The 17,300-nt window shown below is 62.6% G+C and carries 19 protein-coding genes, 3 tRNA genes and 1 pseudogene; 14 read left to right on the forward strand and 9 right to left on the reverse strand.

Translation table 11 applies throughout. The features are described 5' to 3' along the window. Position 1: 1 nt before the first annotated feature. Both FJ967_RS02265 and FJ967_RS02270 read right to left on the reverse strand, forming a co-directional pair. Complete coding sequence (locus FJ967_RS02265) at positions 2-868, reverse strand: ABC transporter permease (RefSeq protein WP_140730083.1); 867 nt, start codon at positions 866-868, stop codon at positions 2-4. Positions 869-881: 13 nt separating this feature from the next. Further along, positions 882-1,973, reverse strand: coding sequence for a spermidine/putrescine ABC transporter substrate-binding protein (locus FJ967_RS02270; RefSeq protein WP_140730084.1), 1,092 nt, complete (start codon positions 1,971-1,973; stop codon positions 882-884). A 91-nt stretch (positions 1,974-2,064) separates the two neighbouring features. Between FJ967_RS02270 and FJ967_RS02275 the strand changes: the two genes are divergently transcribed. Together FJ967_RS02275 and FJ967_RS02280 are read left to right on the forward strand one after the other, a co-directional pair. Continuing rightward, complete coding sequence (locus tag FJ967_RS02275; RefSeq protein ID WP_140730085.1) at positions 2,065-2,682, forward strand: TetR/AcrR family transcriptional regulator; 618 nt, start codon at positions 2,065-2,067, stop codon at positions 2,680-2,682. A 112-nt stretch (positions 2,683-2,794) separates the two neighbouring features. After that, a complete protein-coding gene (locus tag FJ967_RS02280) occupies positions 2,795-3,367 on the forward strand; it encodes a DUF2569 family protein (RefSeq protein WP_140730086.1) in 573 nt (190 codons plus the stop codon). Positions 3,368-3,447: 80 nt separating this feature from the next. Here FJ967_RS02280 and FJ967_RS02285 read toward each other — a convergent pair. Continuing rightward, a tRNA-Thr gene (locus tag FJ967_RS02285) sits at positions 3,448-3,523 on the reverse strand. Positions 3,524-3,681: 158 nt separating this feature from the next. On the opposite strand from FJ967_RS02285, the gene FJ967_RS02290 reads away from it, so the two are divergent. From FJ967_RS02290 to FJ967_RS02300, 3 genes are all read left to right on the forward strand, one after another. After that, complete coding sequence (locus FJ967_RS02290) at positions 3,682-3,849, forward strand: hypothetical protein (protein WP_140730087.1); 168 nt, start codon at positions 3,682-3,684, stop codon at positions 3,847-3,849. Between the two features lie 263 nt (positions 3,850-4,112). Further along, on the forward strand, positions 4,113-4,331 hold the full coding sequence (locus tag FJ967_RS02295) for a hypothetical protein (RefSeq protein WP_140730088.1): 219 nt from the start codon (positions 4,113-4,115) through the stop codon (positions 4,329-4,331). A gap of 209 nt (positions 4,332-4,540) precedes the next feature. Further along, positions 4,541-4,846 (forward strand): BA14K family protein, encoded by a 306-nt coding sequence (locus FJ967_RS02300; protein ID WP_140730089.1) that lies wholly within the window; start codon positions 4,541-4,543, stop codon positions 4,844-4,846. A 76-nt stretch (positions 4,847-4,922) separates the two neighbouring features. Here FJ967_RS02300 and FJ967_RS02305 read toward each other — a convergent pair whose 3' ends face one another. Next, positions 4,923-5,258, reverse strand: a complete 336-nt coding sequence (locus FJ967_RS02305; protein ID WP_246675145.1) for a hypothetical protein — start codon at positions 5,256-5,258, stop codon at positions 4,923-4,925. Positions 5,259-5,487: 229 nt separating this feature from the next. Here FJ967_RS02305 and FJ967_RS02310 point away from each other — a divergent pair, with 229 nt between their 5' ends. Next, positions 5,488-5,847, forward strand: a complete 360-nt coding sequence (locus FJ967_RS02310; protein WP_140730091.1) for a hypothetical protein — start codon at positions 5,488-5,490, stop codon at positions 5,845-5,847. Here FJ967_RS02310 and bhcR read toward each other — a convergent pair whose 3' ends face one another. Continuing rightward, the gene (gene bhcR, locus FJ967_RS02315; protein WP_140730092.1) at positions 5,848-6,666 is read right to left on the reverse strand and encodes an HTH-type transcriptional regulator BhcR; all 819 of its coding nucleotides are present in this window, start codon (positions 6,664-6,666) and stop codon (positions 5,848-5,850) included. It lies immediately after the preceding gene. A gap of 208 nt (positions 6,667-6,874) precedes the next feature. Here bhcR and gcl point away from each other — a divergent pair, with 208 nt between their 5' ends. From gcl to FJ967_RS02330, 3 genes are all read left to right on the forward strand, one after another. After that, on the forward strand, positions 6,875-8,656 hold the full coding sequence (gcl, locus tag FJ967_RS02320; protein ID WP_140730093.1) for a glyoxylate carboligase: 1,782 nt from the start codon (positions 6,875-6,877) through the stop codon (positions 8,654-8,656). A 10-nt stretch (positions 8,657-8,666) separates the two neighbouring features. After that, positions 8,667-9,464 (forward strand): hydroxypyruvate isomerase, encoded by a 798-nt coding sequence (gene hyi, locus FJ967_RS02325; RefSeq protein ID WP_140730094.1) that lies wholly within the window; start codon positions 8,667-8,669, stop codon positions 9,462-9,464. 106 nt (positions 9,465-9,570) lie between these two features. Then, the gene (locus FJ967_RS02330; protein ID WP_140730095.1) at positions 9,571-10,488 is read left to right on the forward strand and encodes a 2-hydroxy-3-oxopropionate reductase; all 918 of its coding nucleotides are present in this window, start codon (positions 9,571-9,573) and stop codon (positions 10,486-10,488) included. Positions 10,489-10,614: 126 nt separating this feature from the next. On the opposite strand, the gene FJ967_RS02335 is transcribed toward FJ967_RS02330, so the two are convergent. Beyond that, positions 10,615-11,460, reverse strand: a complete 846-nt coding sequence (locus tag FJ967_RS02335) for an RNA methyltransferase (RefSeq protein WP_140730096.1) — start codon at positions 11,458-11,460, stop codon at positions 10,615-10,617. A gap of 199 nt (positions 11,461-11,659) precedes the next feature. On the opposite strand from FJ967_RS02335, the gene FJ967_RS02340 reads away from it, so the two are divergent. After that, positions 11,660-11,744: transfer RNA gene (locus FJ967_RS02340), tRNA-Tyr, on the forward strand. 90 nt (positions 11,745-11,834) lie between these two features. Continuing rightward, positions 11,835-11,908, forward strand: a tRNA-Gly gene (locus tag FJ967_RS02345). An 82-nt stretch (positions 11,909-11,990) separates the two neighbouring features. On the opposite strand, the gene FJ967_RS02350 is transcribed toward FJ967_RS02345, so the two are convergent. Continuing rightward, positions 11,991-12,452: a YidB family protein gene (locus FJ967_RS02350; protein ID WP_140730097.1), complete on the reverse strand. Its 462-nt coding sequence runs from the start codon at positions 12,450-12,452 to the stop codon at positions 11,991-11,993. Positions 12,453-12,583: 131 nt separating this feature from the next. On the opposite strand from FJ967_RS02350, the gene FJ967_RS02355 reads away from it, so the two are divergent. Then, positions 12,584-12,841 carry a GlsB/YeaQ/YmgE family stress response membrane protein gene (locus tag FJ967_RS02355; protein ID WP_140730098.1) on the forward strand — a complete coding sequence of 86 codons (258 nt, stop codon included), beginning with the start codon at positions 12,584-12,586 and terminating at the stop codon, positions 12,839-12,841. A 69-nt stretch (positions 12,842-12,910) separates the two neighbouring features. On the opposite strand, the gene FJ967_RS33275 is transcribed toward FJ967_RS02355, so the two are convergent. Together FJ967_RS33275 and FJ967_RS02360 are read right to left on the reverse strand one after the other, a co-directional pair. After that, complete coding sequence (locus tag FJ967_RS33275; protein ID WP_181175641.1) at positions 12,911-13,048, reverse strand: hypothetical protein; 138 nt, start codon at positions 13,046-13,048, stop codon at positions 12,911-12,913. A 92-nt stretch (positions 13,049-13,140) separates the two neighbouring features. Continuing rightward, on the reverse strand, positions 13,141-14,028 hold the full coding sequence (locus FJ967_RS02360; protein WP_140730099.1) for a DMT family transporter: 888 nt from the start codon (positions 14,026-14,028) through the stop codon (positions 13,141-13,143). Between the two features lie 294 nt (positions 14,029-14,322). Here FJ967_RS02360 and tuf point away from each other — a divergent pair, with 294 nt between their 5' ends. Together tuf and FJ967_RS02370 are read left to right on the forward strand one after the other, a co-directional pair. After that, positions 14,323-15,498, forward strand: a complete 1,176-nt coding sequence (gene tuf / locus FJ967_RS02365; RefSeq protein ID WP_140730100.1) for an elongation factor Tu — start codon at positions 14,323-14,325, stop codon at positions 15,496-15,498. A 133-nt stretch (positions 15,499-15,631) separates the two neighbouring features. Further along, positions 15,632-17,300 (forward strand): annotated as a pseudogene (locus tag FJ967_RS02370) (hypothetical protein).

Consider the following 17,300-nt stretch of genomic DNA (forward strand, 5'->3'; position numbering starts at 1 on the left):
ATCAGGTCCGCTCGATCTTCAGCCAGCGGGCGCAGGCGAGATAGGCGACGCTCACCACCGCCATCAGGATGATGGAGAGAGCAGAGGCGAGCGGGAAATCGCCGCGCCGGCCGATTTGCATCATCACCAGTTGCGGCATCAGAAGCTCGTTGTTGCCGCCCAGGATCTGCGGCGTGATATAGTCGCCGATGCAGAGCACGAAGGTCAGGAAGGCGCCGACCATGATGCCGGGCAAGGTCAATGGCAAAATGACATGCAGGAAGGTGCGCACCGGTCCGGCGCCGAGATCGGCGGCGGCCTTGCGGTAACTCGGGCTCAGCTGCTTCAGATTGGCGAAGATGGTCAGCGTCAACAGCATGACGAAGAAATGCACGAAGCCGGTGACGGTGGCCAGGCGCGTGTTGGCGAGCTGCAGCGGTTCGGAGACCACGCCAATGCCGGTCAGCGCCCGGTTGATGACGCCGTTCTGCGCCAGCACCAGCAGCCAGGAATAGGAACGCACGACATAGGACGTCCAGAACGGCAGCACGGCGAGCATCAGCGCCAACCGCTGCCAGCGTTCAGGAACCTGCTCGGCAAGAATCCAGGCAAAGGGATAGGCGAGCAGCACCGAGATCACGGTGACGATTGCTGTCACCTCTAGCGAGTTCACCATCGCTTGCCAGTAGGAGGGGTTGGTGAAGAACTGACTGTAATTGGTCAGCGTGAAACCGCCGCCCTCATGCGCCGTCAGGCTCGAAAGCCCCATGGCGATGAACGGCAGCACGAAGAACAGCAGCGTCCAGCCGAGCGCCGGCGTGACTAGCGCCCAAGGCAGAGTATCGCTCGCCCGGGGCAGGGCGCGCCCGCTGTTTCCCGACGGGTTCATGAACGGTAACCGCTCACTTCGCCTGCAGCATTTCGGTCCACATATCCTGCATCTTCTTGTCGAGATCGGCGTTCGGCGCGGGATAGGCCTGCGCGCGGGCAAGGAAGCCCGGCTGCTCGTCGAAGCGCAGGACCTTTTTCTGGTCGTCGGTCAGCGCGGCCTTGGTGTTGGACGGCATGCCCCAGTAGCAGGACGAGGTGGCGAGCCGCGCCTGTCCTTCGGGGCTCAGTATGTACTGGATGAATTTCAGCGCCATGTCCTTGTTCTTGGAATCCTTGAACATGGCCAGCGACTGCGACCACAGCACCGCGCCCTCTTTGGGAATGGAGAAGTCCAGCGCAGGGTTCTCCTTGGCGAGGCCCGCCGTCACCCATTCGCCGCCGCCGACCAGGATGTCGACCTCGCCGGTGGCGAGCGCCGTCTGACTGGCCGTGACTTCGCCGACCAGCTTTGCATTGGCCTTCATCTTCAGCAGCTCTTCCTTGAGCGCGGGCAGGTCGGCCTCGGTGAGATCGGCCGTCTTCTTGCCGATGGCGAGCGCCGCCATGCCGATGACCGGCAGGTAATAATCGTAGATGGCGACCTTGCCCTTGTATTTGTCCGATGTCAGGGAGGCCAGCGACTGCATGTCGGCCGGATCGACCTTGGTCTTGTTGAAGCCGATCGTGTTGTAGCCGAATTTTTCGGTGATGCCGTAGCGTTTGCCGCCGACAATGGTCGAACCGTCCATTTTCACCTGCGGGAAGAGGTCGGCGAAGGGCAGCTTGTCTTCCGGCAGCGGCTCGAACAGGCCTTTTTCGATCCCGCGCGGCACGTCGATGCTATCGATCACCATCACATCCCAGTCGCCGGGCTGCGACTGCTCGACGATGGCCAGCCCAGCCCCGGTGCCTTCGAACTCCTTTACGTTGACCTTGACGTTGTTGGCTTCCTCGAAGGGCTGCAGCAGCGCCGGATCGGAATGGTCGCACCAGATCAGGGCGTTGAGATCGGCGGCCTGGCCGACGCTGCCCGCGCCAAGCAGGAAGGTCGCGGCGGCGCATGCCGAGCGCAAATGGGTTGTCAGGGCGGAAAGCGGATTCCTGGATGCGGATGGTGCGGACATCGAGTGTTCTCCCTTGCCTTTGTGGCTTCTTGCAAAAAATTGAACCAATTCTAAAATTGAGTCAATTCTGTTTTTATGGCAAGAGGCTGATATGAGCGGATTGCGGGCAAGGCAAAAGGCGGATCGGCACAGGCGCATCATCGAGGCGGCGGCCGCACTTTTTCGCGAGGCAGGCTATGAAGGCGCCAAGATCGAGACGATCGCCGCGCAGGCCGAGGTCTCGATCGGCACGATCTACAACTACTATCAGAACAAGGGCGACATCCTCGGCGCCATCGTCTCGATGGAGGTCAACGAGGTGCTCAACGCCGGGCGCGGTGTGGTCGCCATGCCGCCGGCCAATGTCGGCGATGCGCTCGACACGCTGATCGGCATCTATATCGAACACTCGTTGCACTATCTCAGCAAGGAGATGTGGCGGCAGGCGATGGCGATCTCGACGCAACTGCCCGACAGCCCGTTTGGCCAGGCCTACACCGCGCTTGACCGGTCGCTCACCGATCAGATCGGCGCGCTCATAGCCCGGTTGCAGGAGGTAGGCCTCGCGCGGCCGGACATTGACGGGATGGCGCTTGGAGAACTGATCTTCAACAACATGAACATGATGTTCATCGAATTCGTGAAGCGCGACGCGGCGAGGATACCGGAATTGCGCGCATCGATACGAAGGCAGAACCGGATTCTGGTTTCGGCGATAGCGAAAGAGTGAGGATGGATGGGGGATCGTCGCCCTATGAGTATTTTTTCTATCTTAGGCGAAAGCCTATTGAGTTGAGCGACAAACCAGATACAACCATGGAGGGAAAATTAAGGGGGGATAGATGTCGTTTTCCATCTGGCATTGGGTAATCGTGCTGCTGCTGATCGGCGTGCCGGTTTTCTTCGCCGTCCGGTCGTCGGCCAGGCCATCGCAAAACGCAGAACAGCTTGTCGGATTTGGTGGCTGGCTGATGCTGCTGGCGATCGGACAGACATTGTCTCCGCTGCGGACGATCGCCGACTTGGCCAATTCGATCGAGGGTTACCAGCAACTCATGCCACTGCCAAACGGGCCGGTGGCGGTCTATGGCGAGGTTGCGCTCAACCTGGCATTTCTGGCGCTCCAGCTGGTCGTGCTCGTCTTCATGCTGCGACGAAGCCGCCGCTTCCCGCGCTTGTTTCTTTTGCAGTGGCTTTCGATCCCGGTCGTGTTCATCCTGGACACGATCTTGATCGCATCCGTGCTGGATGTCCCGCTGAATCAGGCGCTTGCAGGCGGCGACGCGCTGGCCGCACCTATAATCTCGCTTGTGGTGACCGGTCTCTGGGTCGCTTATGTCTTTAAGTCCGTCAGGGTGAGGAACACGTTCGACAGGGGCGCTGCGAGCGCGCGGATTGCAACGGCCGTTCAATAGGGCCGATCCCCTAACGCCGACGGAAGACATTCCAGCTGAGCTTCGAATGGGCTGCCATCCGAAGCTCGAAGAGCGAAGGCTGGTGCCCCCGGCAGGAATCGAACCCGCGACCTTCGGTTTACAAAACCGCTGCTCTACCAGCTGAGCTACAAGGGCATGGCGCTCCGGTTAGCCATATTTGGCGCGCCAGTAAAGATAAAACTCCGTTTTTGCGTTGCTGATGAGTCATGCGGAGGGCGGCGGCTGCATCCTGAAAAGGGCCAAGTGCCTTCCTATATCTGTTGGAAGTGCAATCGCTTGGGCGAGGCTGTCGCATGATTAGATTTGTCATCATCCTGCCAATCGTCGTGGTGGCCTGGATGCTGCTGGTGAAGCTCATCAGGGACGTCAAGAGTGCCAACGTAGACTGGACGGGCGTCACCACCATCATCGGCTTCATCGCGCTTGCCTTCTGGCTGCGCCACATCACCGGGATGGGGTGAGATTAGGGAGTAGGGAGTAGGGGGTAGGGAGTAGGGAGTAGGGAGTAGGGAGTAGGGAGTAGGGGATTGCATTACTCCCGTGGGCGTGCTGCCGTTTCACTACTGCCTACTGCCTACTGCCTACTGCCTACTGCCTACTGCCTACTGCCTACTGCCTACTGCCTCCAAAAAATCTCCTGACCCGTCGAACCTTTTGTCGCGCCGCGCCGACTGATGGGTGAGAGGCGAATGGGTCGCCTCGATCAAGGATCCAGGAGATCACCATGTTGAAGCACACTCTTACCTCAGGCCTCGTCGCCGTCTTCGTCACCGCCGGCGCGCTCGCCGGCACCGTCGGCACCTCGTCCGCCCACGGCATGCACAACCATCACCATCATCACAACCATCACCACAAGCACTTCAAGAAGCATCACAAGAAGTTCTGGTGGTGGCAGCACAACCATCATCACCACAAGCACGGCAAGGTGATCATCATCCTTTGATGGGAGGGACCCAATTCCCCAAGAGGGCGGCTTCGGCCGCCCTTTTTGCGTTCCGCATGGCCTTTGCTCTCATCGGATGGACCCTGGAGTTGCCGAGCGGGAGGCTGCTCCAAAGAAACGAAAAAAGATTCGAACCTTTTTTCTCGCCGCAACGACAGATGATCAAGAGGCGGATGGATCGCCTCTCCAACCGAAGCAAGGAGATCATCATGTTCACGCGCACACTCGTTTCCGGCCTCATCGCCACCACTGTCGCCGCTACCGCCCTGGTCGGCACCGTTCAGCCCTCGGCCGCCCACTCGCACCACCACGACCTCGGCATCGGCATTGCGGCCGGCGTTGGCGGTTTCGTCCTCGGCAGCCTGCTCGCCCAGCAGCCGCCGCGCACCGTCTATGTCGATGAAGATGGCGGTTCCTGGCATGTCCGCCGCTGTTTCGATCGCTACTCGAGCTACGACCCGGACTCCGACACCTATGTCGGCTACGACGGCTACCGCCACTACTGCCGGCTCTGAGACAGGAGGAGGATCAACGCAGGAAAGAGGGGCTCCCGGGCCCCTTTTCTTGCGTTTGAACGAACCAATGCCGCGTTTAGGACTGGGCTCCGGTTTTGGCGTCCAGGATCGGCAATCCGGCCGCGCGGCAAGTGTCGCCTATCAGCTTCATATTCGGCAACTCGTCGCCGATCGCGACGAGCTCGAAGGCACTGCCTGCATCCGGGAAGATTTTACCGGCGAAAGGCTTGTCGGTTCCATTGCCTCCCGACGGCGCCCTTGTGGCGACGTGGCCACAGACCACGATCTCCTGGCGACCGTTGACGGTCCGTTCTCCGGCAAGCATCGTCCCGAACCTGGCGGAAGCCGGGTTCTCCAAATGCTGGCGAACGCCATTGGTGATGATCTCTTCCAGGGCGAGCGAAATCGGCATGGGATCGACGCGCTGGTTGCTGGCATCGGGCGTGGTCGCAGGCGGTGCCGCTACGCACCCGCAAAGTGAAGCGGCAGCAAGAAGCAGAGCCGTTTTCCTCATTCGTGCCCTTTCGCATGCGATCCAGCCGCGCCGCCTGATGCCGGCGCTTGTCGCAGCAACCAGAGATGTACAGCGATTCTATGAGCGTCTAGTCTAATCGCTTCAATCGCCGGCTGGGGAGGGTGGCTTGGACGAGCAGGACAGGAAGGAAGACCTGATCGAGCCGGTGTTCCGCAACGGCACCGTCACGACAGTCGGCATTCTGCTGGCGTTCTCGCTGGGCTTCATCACCCATTGGGCCGCCAACCCTATCCCCTGGCAAACTTATCACCTGGTCGCTGTCCTGCCGATCCTGGCGGGTATCGCGCTGCAGATGCGGGCGCTGGCGCTGCTGCTCGACACGGCGTCGCTGCGGCGGCCGGTCTATGCGCGTGCCAACCGTATCTTCATGGCCGGCCTCATCTGCACGGCCAGCGGCGTGGGTCTGGCAATCCTGCTCGACGTCTTCCACGTGGCGGCGAGGAGCGCGCTGCCCGGCGCTGCCTGATCAGCCAGCCATCCCGCCGATCATTTTTGTTACCTCCACCGCCGCATTGCGCACCAGCGGTCCGATCTCGGCCAGCCGCTCGGGCGTGACCCGTACCGTTGGCCCGGATACCGAAACGCCGCCGATCGGCTCGCCATATTCGTTGAAGATGGCGGCGGCCACGCAGCGCATGCCGGGGTGACGTTCCTCGTCGTCGACCGACCAGCCGCGCTGCTTGATGACAGCCAGGTCGTGGGCAAGGGCGGAGATGTCGGAAAGGGTCTTGTCCGTATAGCGCTGCAGGCCCGCCTTGCGCAGGATGGTCCCGACGCGTTCCGGCTCGAGATGCGCCAGCACCGCCTTGCCGATGCCCGAAGCATGGAAGGGGCTGCGCGTGCCCGGCCGGAAGAAGGCGCGGATCGCCTGATGCGTCTCGACCTGGCTGACGAAGACCACGCAGTCATCCTCGGCAACGCCGAGATTGGCGGTTTCGCCGGTTTTCTCCATCAGTTCCTGCATGACGATGCGGGCGCGGTCGACCAGCTTGCGGCGGCGCAGGAACGCCGCGCCCATGCGGTAGGTCTCGACGCCGATCGACCACAGCTGGTCCGACGTGTCGAATTCGACCATGCCGTGGTTTTGCAGCGTCGTCAGCATGCGGTAGGCGGTCGAGGCGGCGAGGCCGCTTTGCGCCGATATCTCGCTGAGCGACAGCCCGCTGCCTTCGGCGACAATGGCCAGGATGCGCAAGGCGCGGTCGAGCGATTGAACCGAGGCCGCTTCGGCCGGACCGTTGAAGGCGCGCGGCCGGCCGCGCTGGCGTTTTTCGCTGGTTTCCATGGGCGGCATTCTCGGCCGTTTCTCCCAAGATGCAATGAAAAAGTTTTTCATGAAACTTTCCAGGCACAAATCTGGAAAACGGAAAGCCCAACAAAATCAGGTGATAATCGCAGTTTCTTAGAAATGAAAAAATATTCTGAAAAAGTTGAAAAATCACGGAGCCGGTGACATCCTCAGCCATACAACAATCATCTCGTGGAGGCTGGAAATGGCCAGGATGCGCGCTGTCGATGCTGCGGTTCTCGTTCTCGAAAAGGAAGGTATGTCCTGCGCCTTCGGTGTGCCGGGTGCCGCGATCAATCCGCTCTATTCGGCGCTGAAAGCCAGAGGCACCATCCGCCATATCCTTGCCCGCCACGTGGAGGGCGCCTCGCACATGGCGGAGGGCTATACCCGCGCCAAGGCAGGCAATATCGGGCTGTGCATCGGCACGTCGGGTCCGGCCGGCACCGACATGATAACAGGTCTCTATTCAGCGGCCGCGGATTCCATCCCGATCCTGTGCATCACCGGGCAGGCGCCGCGAGCGCGTCTCAACAAGGAGGATTTCCAGGCCGTCGACATTGCCGCGATCGCTTCGCCCGTCGCCAAGTGGGCGGTCACGGTCATGGAGCCCTATCTGGTGCCGATGGCGCTGCAGAAGGCGTTCCATCTGATGCGCTCGTCGCGGCCGGGTCCGGTGTTGATCGACCTGCCCGTCGACGTGCAGATGGCCGAAATCGAATTCGACATCGACGCCTACGAGCCGCTCAGCCCCTTCAAGCCGGCGATGACGCGCGCCCAGGCCGAAAAGGCGCTGACGATGCTCAACGCGGCCGACAAGCCGCTGATCGTTGCCGGCGGCGGCATCATCAATGCCGACGCGTCCGACCTGTTGATCGAATTCGCCGAAATCACGGGCGTCCCAGTCATCCCGACCTTGATGGGCTGGGGCGCGATCCCCGACGACCACCGGCTGATGGCCGGCATGTGCGGGCTGCAGACCTCGCATCGCTACGGCAATGCGACGATGCTGGAAGCCGATTTCGTCTTCGGCATCGGCAATCGGTGGGCCAACCGCCACACCGGCTCCGTCGATGTCTACACCAAGGGAAAGAAGTTCATCCATGTCGACATCGAGCCGACACAGATCGGCCGTGTCTTCGCGCCGGACCTCGGCGTCGTCTCGGATGCGGGCGCGGCGCTGAAAATCCTGCTCGACGTTGCCACCGAGTGGAAGACGGCGGGGATGCTGCGCGACTGGTCCGGCTGGGCCCGGGAATGCCAGGGCCGCAAGAAAACCCTGAAGCGCAAGACGCATTTCGACCAGGTGCCGCTGAAGCCGCAGCGCGTCTATGAGGAGATGAACAAGGCGTTTGGTCGCGACGTCACCTATGTCACCACCATCGGCCTCTCGCAGATCGCCGGCGCCCAGTTCCTGCATGTCTACAAGCCGCGCAACTGGATCAATTGCGGCCAGGCCGGCCCGCTCGGCTGGACGCTGCCGGCAGCGCTCGGCGTGCGCGCCGCCGATCCCGACCGCACCATCGTCGCGCTGTCGGGCGACTATGATTTCCAGTTCATGATCGAGGAACTGGCGGTCGGTGCGCAGCATAAGCTGCCTTACATCCACGTCGTCGTGAACAACGCCTATCTCGGCCTCATCCGCCAGGCGCAGCGCGGTTTCTCCATGGATTACGAGGTGAGCCTCGCCTTCGAAAACATCAATCGATCAGGCGATCCCGAGGCCGGTTATGGCGTCGACCATGTCGCCGTCGCCGAGGCGATGGGCTGCAAGGCAGTCAGGGTTCGCAAGCCGGAAGAGTTCGCCGGCGCATTCAAGGAGGCGCAGCGGCTGATGAAGGAGCACCGGGTTCCCGTCGTGCTCGAATTCATCCTCGATCGCGTCACCAACATCTCGATGGGCACCGAGATCGACAAGATCACCGAATTCGAGGACCTTGCCGAACATCAGGAAGACGCGCCCACCGCGATCGTCATGTTGGACTAGGAGAAAAAGAATGCCGCGTTTTTCAGCCAATCTGTCGATGCTCTTTGGCGAGCATGATTTCCTCGACCGTTTCGACGCCGCCGCCCGGGCCGGCTTCAAGGGCGTCGAATATATCGGCCCTTACGACCATGCGCCCGAGGTGGTTGCCGCGCAACTGAAGAAGAACGGCCTGACGCAGGTGCTGTTCAACCTGCCGGCCGGTGATTGGGGCAAGGGCGAGCGCGGCATTGCCGTGCTGCCGGACCGTGTGCCGGAGTTCCGTCAGGGTGTGGCCAAGGCGATCACCTATGCGCAGGCGCTCGGCTGCGAGCAGGTCAACTGCCTGGCCGGCATCGCTCCGCAGGGCGCCGACCGCAAGGTGCTGGAGAACGTCTTTGCCGAGAACCTTGCCTTCGCGGCGGAAAAGCTCGAACATGCCGGCATCAGACTGCTGATCGAGCCGATCAACACGCGCGATATCCCAGGCTTCTTCCTGAACTATTCGGAGCAGGCGCTGGCCTTGATCGACCGGGTCGGCTCGAAGAACCTGTTCCTGCAATACGACATCTATCACATGCAGATCATGGAGGGGGATCTCGCCCGGACGATCGAGGCCAATCTCAGCCGCATCGCGCATATCCAGCTTGCGGACAATCCCGGCCGTCACGAGCCGGGGACGGGCGAGATCAATTATCCCTTCCTCTACGACCACATCGACAAGCTCGGCTATGCCGGCTGGATCGGCGCGGAATACAAGCCGAAGGCCGGCACGGAAGCAGGTCTGGGCTGGTTCCAGGACCCGGCCGCGCAGGGGAGCGCCGCGGCTTAGAGCTTCCTTCTCCCCGTCTCGATACGGGGAGAAGGTGCCGGCAGGCGGATGAGGGGCAGCGCCCGTCTTCGATACGTTTGAACAGAGAATTTCAGGGAGCAAAGCAATGGAAACCATCGGTTTCATAGGCCTCGGCATCATGGGCGCGCCAATGGCCGGGCATCTGCTCGACGCCGGCTTCACGGTCATTGCCAGCGATCATCGCAGCAAACCTTCAGCCGATCTCGTCACCAAAGGGCTGAGGACCGTCACCGGCCATGCCGCCGTGGCCAAAGCGGCCGATATCATCATCCTGATGGTGCCCGACACGCCGCAGGTAGCCGAAGTGCTGTTCGGTGACAACGGCGTCGCCTCCGGCCTGTCCAAGGGCAAGCTCGTGATCGACATGAGCTCGATTTCGCCGATCGAGACCAAGGTTTTCGCAGGGAAAATCAACGATCTCGGCTGCGATTACCTCGACGCGCCGGTCTCCGGCGGTGAAGTCGGCGCCAAGGCCGCGTCGCTGACCATCATGGTCGGCGGCGAGGAAAAGGCCTTCGAACGCGCAAGACCCGTGTTTGAGAAGATCGGCAAGAACATCACTCTGGTCGGGCCGAACGGCGTCGGCCAGACCACCAAGGTGGCCAACCAGATCGTCGTTGCGCTGACCATTGAAGCCGTCGCGGAAGCCCTTGTTTTCGCTTCGAAAGCCGGCGCTGATCCGGCCAAGGTCAGGCAGGCGCTGATGGGTGGGCTGGCGGCGTCGCGCATTCTCGAAGTGCATGGCGAGCGCATGGTCAAGCGCACCTTTGCACCCGGCTTCCGCATCGAATTGCACCAGAAGGATCTCAATCTCGCTCTGGAAGGCGCCAGGGCGCTCGGCGTATCGCTGCCCAACACCTCGACCACGCAGCAGCTGTTCAATTCCTGCGTCGCCAACGGCGGGGCGAAGGAGGATCACTCGGCAATGGTGAGAGCGCTGGAGCGGATGGCCAATTTCGAGGTCGGCAAGGAGGCAACGGAAATCAAGGGCAAGGCGGCATAGGCCGGGAGAGGGCGGCACAACGTTCCCAAAGCCGCCAGCTTCCGTCCGTCGAAGAACGGGTTTCGGCTTTGCCGCCGGAACCCGTTTCTCGTTTTCGAGGACGCCCAGGACGGCTGCGCCGTCGGCTCAGCGTTTCAAGAAAGCCCTTGCGGCATAAAGGCTCACTGCCGCCGCGTTCGACACGTTGAGCGAGCGGATGGCGCCGGGCATGTCGAGGCGGGCCAGCGTCGTCACCGTCTCGCGCGTCTTCTGGCGCAGACCCTTGCCTTCGGCGCCCAGCACCAGCGCGATCTTGTCGCCTGAAAAACCGGCTTCGAGTTCCGCCGGCCCGTCCGAATCGAGGCCGATGGTCTGGAAGCCGGCTTCGTGTAGCTGACCCAGCGCGTCGGCGAGATTCTTCACCTCGATCTGGTCGATATATTCCAGCGCGCCGGAAGCCGATTTCGCCAGCACGCCCGATTCCTGCGGGCTGTGGCGGGCCGTGGTGATCAGCGCGCCGGCGCCGAAGGCGACCGCCGAACGCAGGATGGCGCCGACATTGTGGGGATCGGTGACCTGGTCGAGCACCAGCACCAGCCTGGTGTCGCCGAGCGCGTCGAGGCGCTTGGGCTTCAGCGGCTCGGCCTCGATCAGCACGCCCTGGTGCACCGCGTCCGAGCCGGTGATCCTGTCGATGTCCCTGGGTTCGACCAGTTCGGCCTTGAAGGGCAGGGCAGCGAGATCGGCGATCTCGAGCCGCTCGGCCGCATTGCGCGTCACCAGCATCTTGCGGATCTTGCGGCGCGGATTGTCGAGCGCGGCGCGCACCGTATGCAGGCCATAGAGCCGCACCAGGCCATCCCCGGCGTTCTCGCCCGGCGGTACGGGCTGGCGCGGCCGGAATGCCGGCGCGCCGCCGCTCTTCTCGTCGCGATGCGCACGGCGCAGCTTGGCGTAATGGGTATCTTTGGGAGTGCCGGTCTTGTTGCTCATGGCTGGCTTCTATAGCCGTGCGGCACGGTCAAGGATATGGCCTGACGCCGCAGTCGGCGAACAAGTTCGAAAAACGCCCGCTGCGCGGTTGACACCCACTGGCCTTGCCGCCATAAGGCGCTTCGCTGATTTCGGAGAAAGATAACTCGGGTCTCCGGATCGGCAAGAATGCCTCGTTGCATGGCTCCGGCGGCAGACTGGAGAGGTGCCCGAGTGGTTAAAGGGGACGGACTGTAAATCCGTTGGCTTAGCCTACGTTGGTTCGAATCCAACCCTCTCCACCACTGCCGGCCCGGAAGCCCTGAAACGCGAAAGCATCGGACCCAAAAAGCGCATGGCGCTTTGCGGGTGAATCCGGTACTTCAGTGCAAGGCGCGGGTATAGCTCAGTGGTAGAGCAGCAGCCTTCCAAGCTGAATATGCGGGTTCGATTCCCGCTACCCGCTCCAGATTGCCCTCCAGCCACTGCCAAGCCGAAACGCCGCGCGGCAATGCGCGCAGCGCCTCTGCCATCGGTCTGCGGCGCGCGCCCTAGCTGTTGAATGCCGACGCGACCTGGTGCTGCTGCGGCACCTGGCCGTTCGGCGTCAGCTTGTCGACGATGCCGGGCAGTGCCGTGGAAAGTTGCTGGAGCAATTCCTGCTCATTCATGCCGGTGCGCTGCGCGATCTCGCGGATCACCGCAGGACCGAGCGCCGAGCCGAGATCACCAGGATTGATCGACTGGTTCTGCCCGGTGCCGACCCAGGAATCGGCGACATTGCCGTGGCCGGCATCCTTGAGCTTGTCGAGCAGGCCACCCAATCCGCCGAGCAGACCGCCGTCGCCGGCTGTTGTTCCGGCGGTGGTCGGATCGGCCGGGGCCGGTGCTTGAGGTTGCTCCGGCTCCGCGCTCCTGCCGCTCAGCATCTTGCCGACCAGCAGCGCGCCGAGCGCGATCATCAATGGTTTAGTGATGTTGCCGCCGGGAACGGCGTTGTCAAAAAGTCCCATAGTGGATCCTCCATCTCGACCAAGCCCAGCCCATCACCAACAATGGCGCATCCGGGCGGAATTTCAAGCTGGCTTGAGCTTTTGACAATCATATGAAAATCTCCGCTTCGCGGAGGGATGGAGAGGAAAAAATGGGTATCATCAGCTGGATCATCCTCGGCGCCATCGCCGGGTTCATCGGCAGCAAGATCGTCAACAAGAGCGGCCAGGGCGTGATCATGGACATCGTGCTCGGCATCGTCGGCGCGATTGTCGGCGGCCTGATCTTCAGCGCCTTCGGCGCGTCGGGCGTGACCGGGCTCAACATTTACAGCCTGATCGTCGCGGTGGTTGGCGCCGTGGTTGTTCTTTGGGCCTATCACCAGTTCAGCGGAAGCCGGACGCTCTAGCAACCCGAGGCGACCGGCTACGCCGGACGGGCGGCGGCCCCGAGCGGGCCGCCCCGACTGCCGGCTTGCCTATGGCATCAACACCGCGTCGGCGGCGGCGAAGAAGATCAGCGTTCCGGCGATAAAAACCGCCCAGCCGACAAGCGACTTGCGGATGGCGGCCTTGTGCTCGGCGTCCGAGCCTTTGTTCTGGTCGAAATCGGTCATGGCAAGCTCCCGTCGCTGATTGGTTCCGTCCTAGCCGCATAGAGGATCCCGGCGGCGTCGGCAACGGCCTCCGGCAACCGCCCGGCCGGCAACTAGGCGACCACCGTCAGCCGGCGCTGGCGCTGGTCGAGCGATACGATGGTCAGCCCGCTGGCGACCACCAGCAGGATGCCGCAAACCGCCAGCATGTTCGGGAATTGCCCGAACACCAGCAGGCCCGAAATGACCGCCCAGACCGTGAAGCAATAGTAGAATGGCGCCACCGCTCCGGTAGGCCCGACGCGATAGGCCATGAAGATGAAGAAGTGGCCGAAGATCAGGAAGAATCCGGCGCCGGCCATCAGCAGCAGATGGCGGGCCTCAGGCATGATCCAGCGCTCGGAAACCAGGTGCGCGGCGCCCGCGCCGATGAGCACCACCACCACGGCTGAGATCGCCACGATCATTCCGGGCACCTCGGCAGGCACGCGCCTGCCGGCAAGATCGCGCGCCGCCGCCAGCGCAGCGTTGCCGAGCGCCAGTAGCGCATAGACCGAAATGCCTTGCATGGTCGGCTGCGCCACCATCAGCGCGCCGAGGAAGCCCAATCCGATCAGCGCCAGGCGCTGGCCGCCGATGCGCTCGCCAAACAGGACCGAGGAACCGACCAGCATCAGCAGCGGCGTGATCTGGCCGAGCGCGGTGGAATCGGCGATCTGCATGTTGGCGAGCGCGACGACGTAACAGAGGATCGCCGCCAGTTCGAGCAGGTTCCGGCGCAGCACCCGCTTGTCGAAGATCAGTGGTATCTGCTTGCCGTAGCCAAGCGCGAACAGCAGCGGAAAGCCCCATAGTGTTGCAGCCGCGCCACGCAGCAATAGCACCTCGTAGGACGGCAGGCCCACCGTCGCGAGTTTCATCATCGTGTCGTTGACCAGATACGACCCGGTCGAGACGATCATGAACAGCGGGCCGCGAATGGCTGAGGGGATGAAATGCATCGGCGCAGGAAATCAGACCGGGATCGCCGCCGCAATGGGCCATGAACCGCCGTCAAATCCGACACCGATTTATGCGCCGGCTTGCGCAAAGCAGCCATTGTCGAGGCCGGCCGTCACCCATTCCATTTTCAACCGCGGCCACCTATATCCGCGCCATATCTCCGCAATCGGACCGTGGGTTCTGACCGAGTGAGATAGCGCCCGGGCAAAAGACGCTTGTGTTTTTTGGCCTTTCTCGCTAATCGCCCCGCATTCGACTGAACTGAAGGTCCAGGCCGTCCAAGGAAAGAGACTATGGCAAAAGGTAAATTCGAGCGTACGAAGCCTCATGTGAACATCGGCACGATCGGCCACGTCGATCACGGCAAGACGTCGCTGACGGCTGCGATCACCAAGTATTTTGGCGAATACAAGCGCTATGACCAGATCGACGCGGCGCCGGAAGAGAAGGCGCGCGGCATCACGATCTCGACGGCCCATGTCGAATACGAGACCGAGAACCGCCACTACGCCCACGTCGACTGCCCCGGCCACGCCGACTATGTGAAGAACATGATCACCGGCGCCGCGCAGATGGACGGCGCGATCCTGGTCGTGTCGGCCGCCGACGGCCCGATGCCGCAGACCCGCGAGCACATCCTGCTTGCCCGTCAGGTCGGCGTTCCCTCGATCGTGGTGTTCCTGAACAAGGTCGACCAGGTCGACGACGCCGAACTTCTCGAACTGGTCGAGCTCGAGGTTCGTGAGCTGTTGTCGAAGAACGAATTCCCCGGCGACGACATTCCGATCGTCAAGGGCTCGGCGCTGGCTGCGTTGGAAGATTCCAACAAGACCATCGGCGAAGACGCGATCCGCGAGCTGATGGCTCAGGTCGACGCCTACATCCCGACGCCTGTTCGTCCGCTGGACAAGCCGTTCCTGATGCCGATCGAGGACGTGTTCTCGATCTCGGGCCGCGGCACGGTCGTGACCGGCCGCGTCGAGCGCGGCGTGGTCAAGGTCGGTGAGGAACTCGAGATCATCGGCATCCGTCCGACGACCAAGACGACCTGCACGGGCGTTGAAATGTTCCGCAAGCTGCTCGACCAGGGCCAGGCCGGCGACAACATCGGCGCGCTGCTGCGCGGCGTCGACCGTGAAGGTGTCGAGCGCGGCCAGGTTCTGGCCAAGCCCGGTTCGGTGAAGCCGCACAAGAAGTTCGTGGCCGAAGCCTACATCCTGACCAAGGACGAAGGTGGCCGTCACACGCCGTTCTTCACCAACTACCGTCCGCAGTTCTACTTCCGCACGACCGACGTGACCGGCATCGTGTCGCTGCCGGCCGGCACCGAGATGGTGATGCCTGGCGACAACATCACGGTCGACGTCGAACTGATCGTGCCGATCGCCATGGAAGAGAAGCTGCGCTTCGCCATCCGTGAAGGCGGCCGCACCGTCGGTGCCGGCATCGTCGTCACCATCAAGGAATAATCGATACCGGCTTTGCCGGTTCGACAAGGAAAGGGCGGTCCTCGGGCCGCCCTTTTTCGTTTCGGGAGCTTGGCGACGCAGCCGTGTCGAGGGCTGTTTCAAATCTGTTGCAAGCGCCATGGCTGCAACTAGTATGGGTTGCACCGAGGGAGCTTTGCCAACTGTGGTTTCAGGGCGCCGTTTCGATGGGAAGGCATGGCGGTTGTGGGCACTTGCTTGCCTCGTCGTCGCCATGACGCTGCCCGTCCTTGGGGCGCGAGCGCAGGACGGGCCTCCCGACATCGCGCCCATGCGTTTCGTCGTCGTGCGCAGCAACGCCCCGGGATGCGAACCCAACTGTCCTGAATGGATATCGGCGGACGGCGCCATAGAGGCGGGCACGCCGGCGCTCTTCAAGCGCACGCTCCGGGCGCTCAAGGGAAGGCAATTGCCTGTTGTCGTCAATTCGCCCGGCGGCAACGTCGACGCGGCGCTGGCACTTGGCCGGATGATCCGCAAGAACAGGCTCGATATCGCCGTCGGCGTGACGGTCTTTTCCGGCTGCCAGCCGGAGGCGACGGACTGCGGCGACAACAAAGGTAAGGGCGCCGCTTATTTCGGCATGGCCTTCGACGACGGGGCCATGTGCAATTCGGCCTGTCCATTGATGTTTTCGGGCGGTGTGCGCCGCGTGGTCGGCGATTTCGGCTATCTCGGCGTCCACCAGATCACCACCACGTTTCATCGCGAGAAGCTGCTCTACCGGACCACCTACCGGATCGTGAACGGCAAGAAGAAGATCATCAACACCAAGGTGGTCAGCCGCAAGAACGCCGGCAGCTACAAGACCTACGAGATGAGCAAGGCGGTCGAGAAGACGCTCTCGGCTTATCTGAAGGAAATGGGCATAGACGGCGGTGTGCTGGAAGTCATGAAGGCGACACCGGCCAGCGAGATTCGCCAGATTCCTCTCGACGAGATGTTGACGATGAAGCTCGTCACCAGCCGGGACGCCGTAGATCTGTTGACCACCGCGAGCCTGTGCAGGCCGGAGCAGTCGGCCACGAACTGCCGGGATATAGCGGGACCGGGAAACAAGGCGGCGCCTTCGGCCGCCGCAACGACGGCTGCGGCCACGGAGGCGAAGGCCGGCGGGGACATGCGCCTTGTCGTGGTACGCGGCAGCAATCCGCTGTGCAATCCCGACTGCCCGGAATGGATATCGGCGCAAGGCGCGGTCACGAGCCAGACGCCGCTGAAGCTGCGCCAGCTGCTGGCGACGCTGGGCGATCGGCGACTGCCTGTCGTCATCAGTTCGCGCGGAGGCGACCTGTCCAGCGCGCTCGCAATGGGAAGGCTTATCCATGAGAGGAAGCTGGACATCGCCGTTGCCCGCACCGATTTCGTAGACTGCGATCCCGGCGCATGGAACTGCCTGGCCAGGGACGGGGCCTATGCCGGCTTGAGCGTCGATGCCGGAGTGGAGTGCGATTCCGCCTGTGTGCTGGTGCTTGCCGGCGGCGCGAGGCGCCTTGCCGGTCAGCAAGTGCGGCTCAGCCTCTATCCGATGGGACAGAAGCAGACGGTCAAGGCCTATCTCGAGGAGATGGGGATCGGTCCCGGACTGTTCGCCGCGATTGCGGGCCGCACGGCCGAGCGCCAGCTTGACCCTGGAGCAATGCAAAAGGCCGGACTGACTACGGGACCGCAATCGGGTCGACGTGCTGACCGGCGCCACGATTTGCAAGGCCATGCCCAAGCCCGGCAATTGCCGGGGCCTGCCGGCCGCCAATGCGCAGGCCGACACGCCTGCCAAGCTGTAG

This window comes from Mesorhizobium sp. B2-3-4, from assembly GCF_006442315.1.
Classification (GTDB): Bacteria; Pseudomonadota; Alphaproteobacteria; order Rhizobiales; family Rhizobiaceae; genus Mesorhizobium.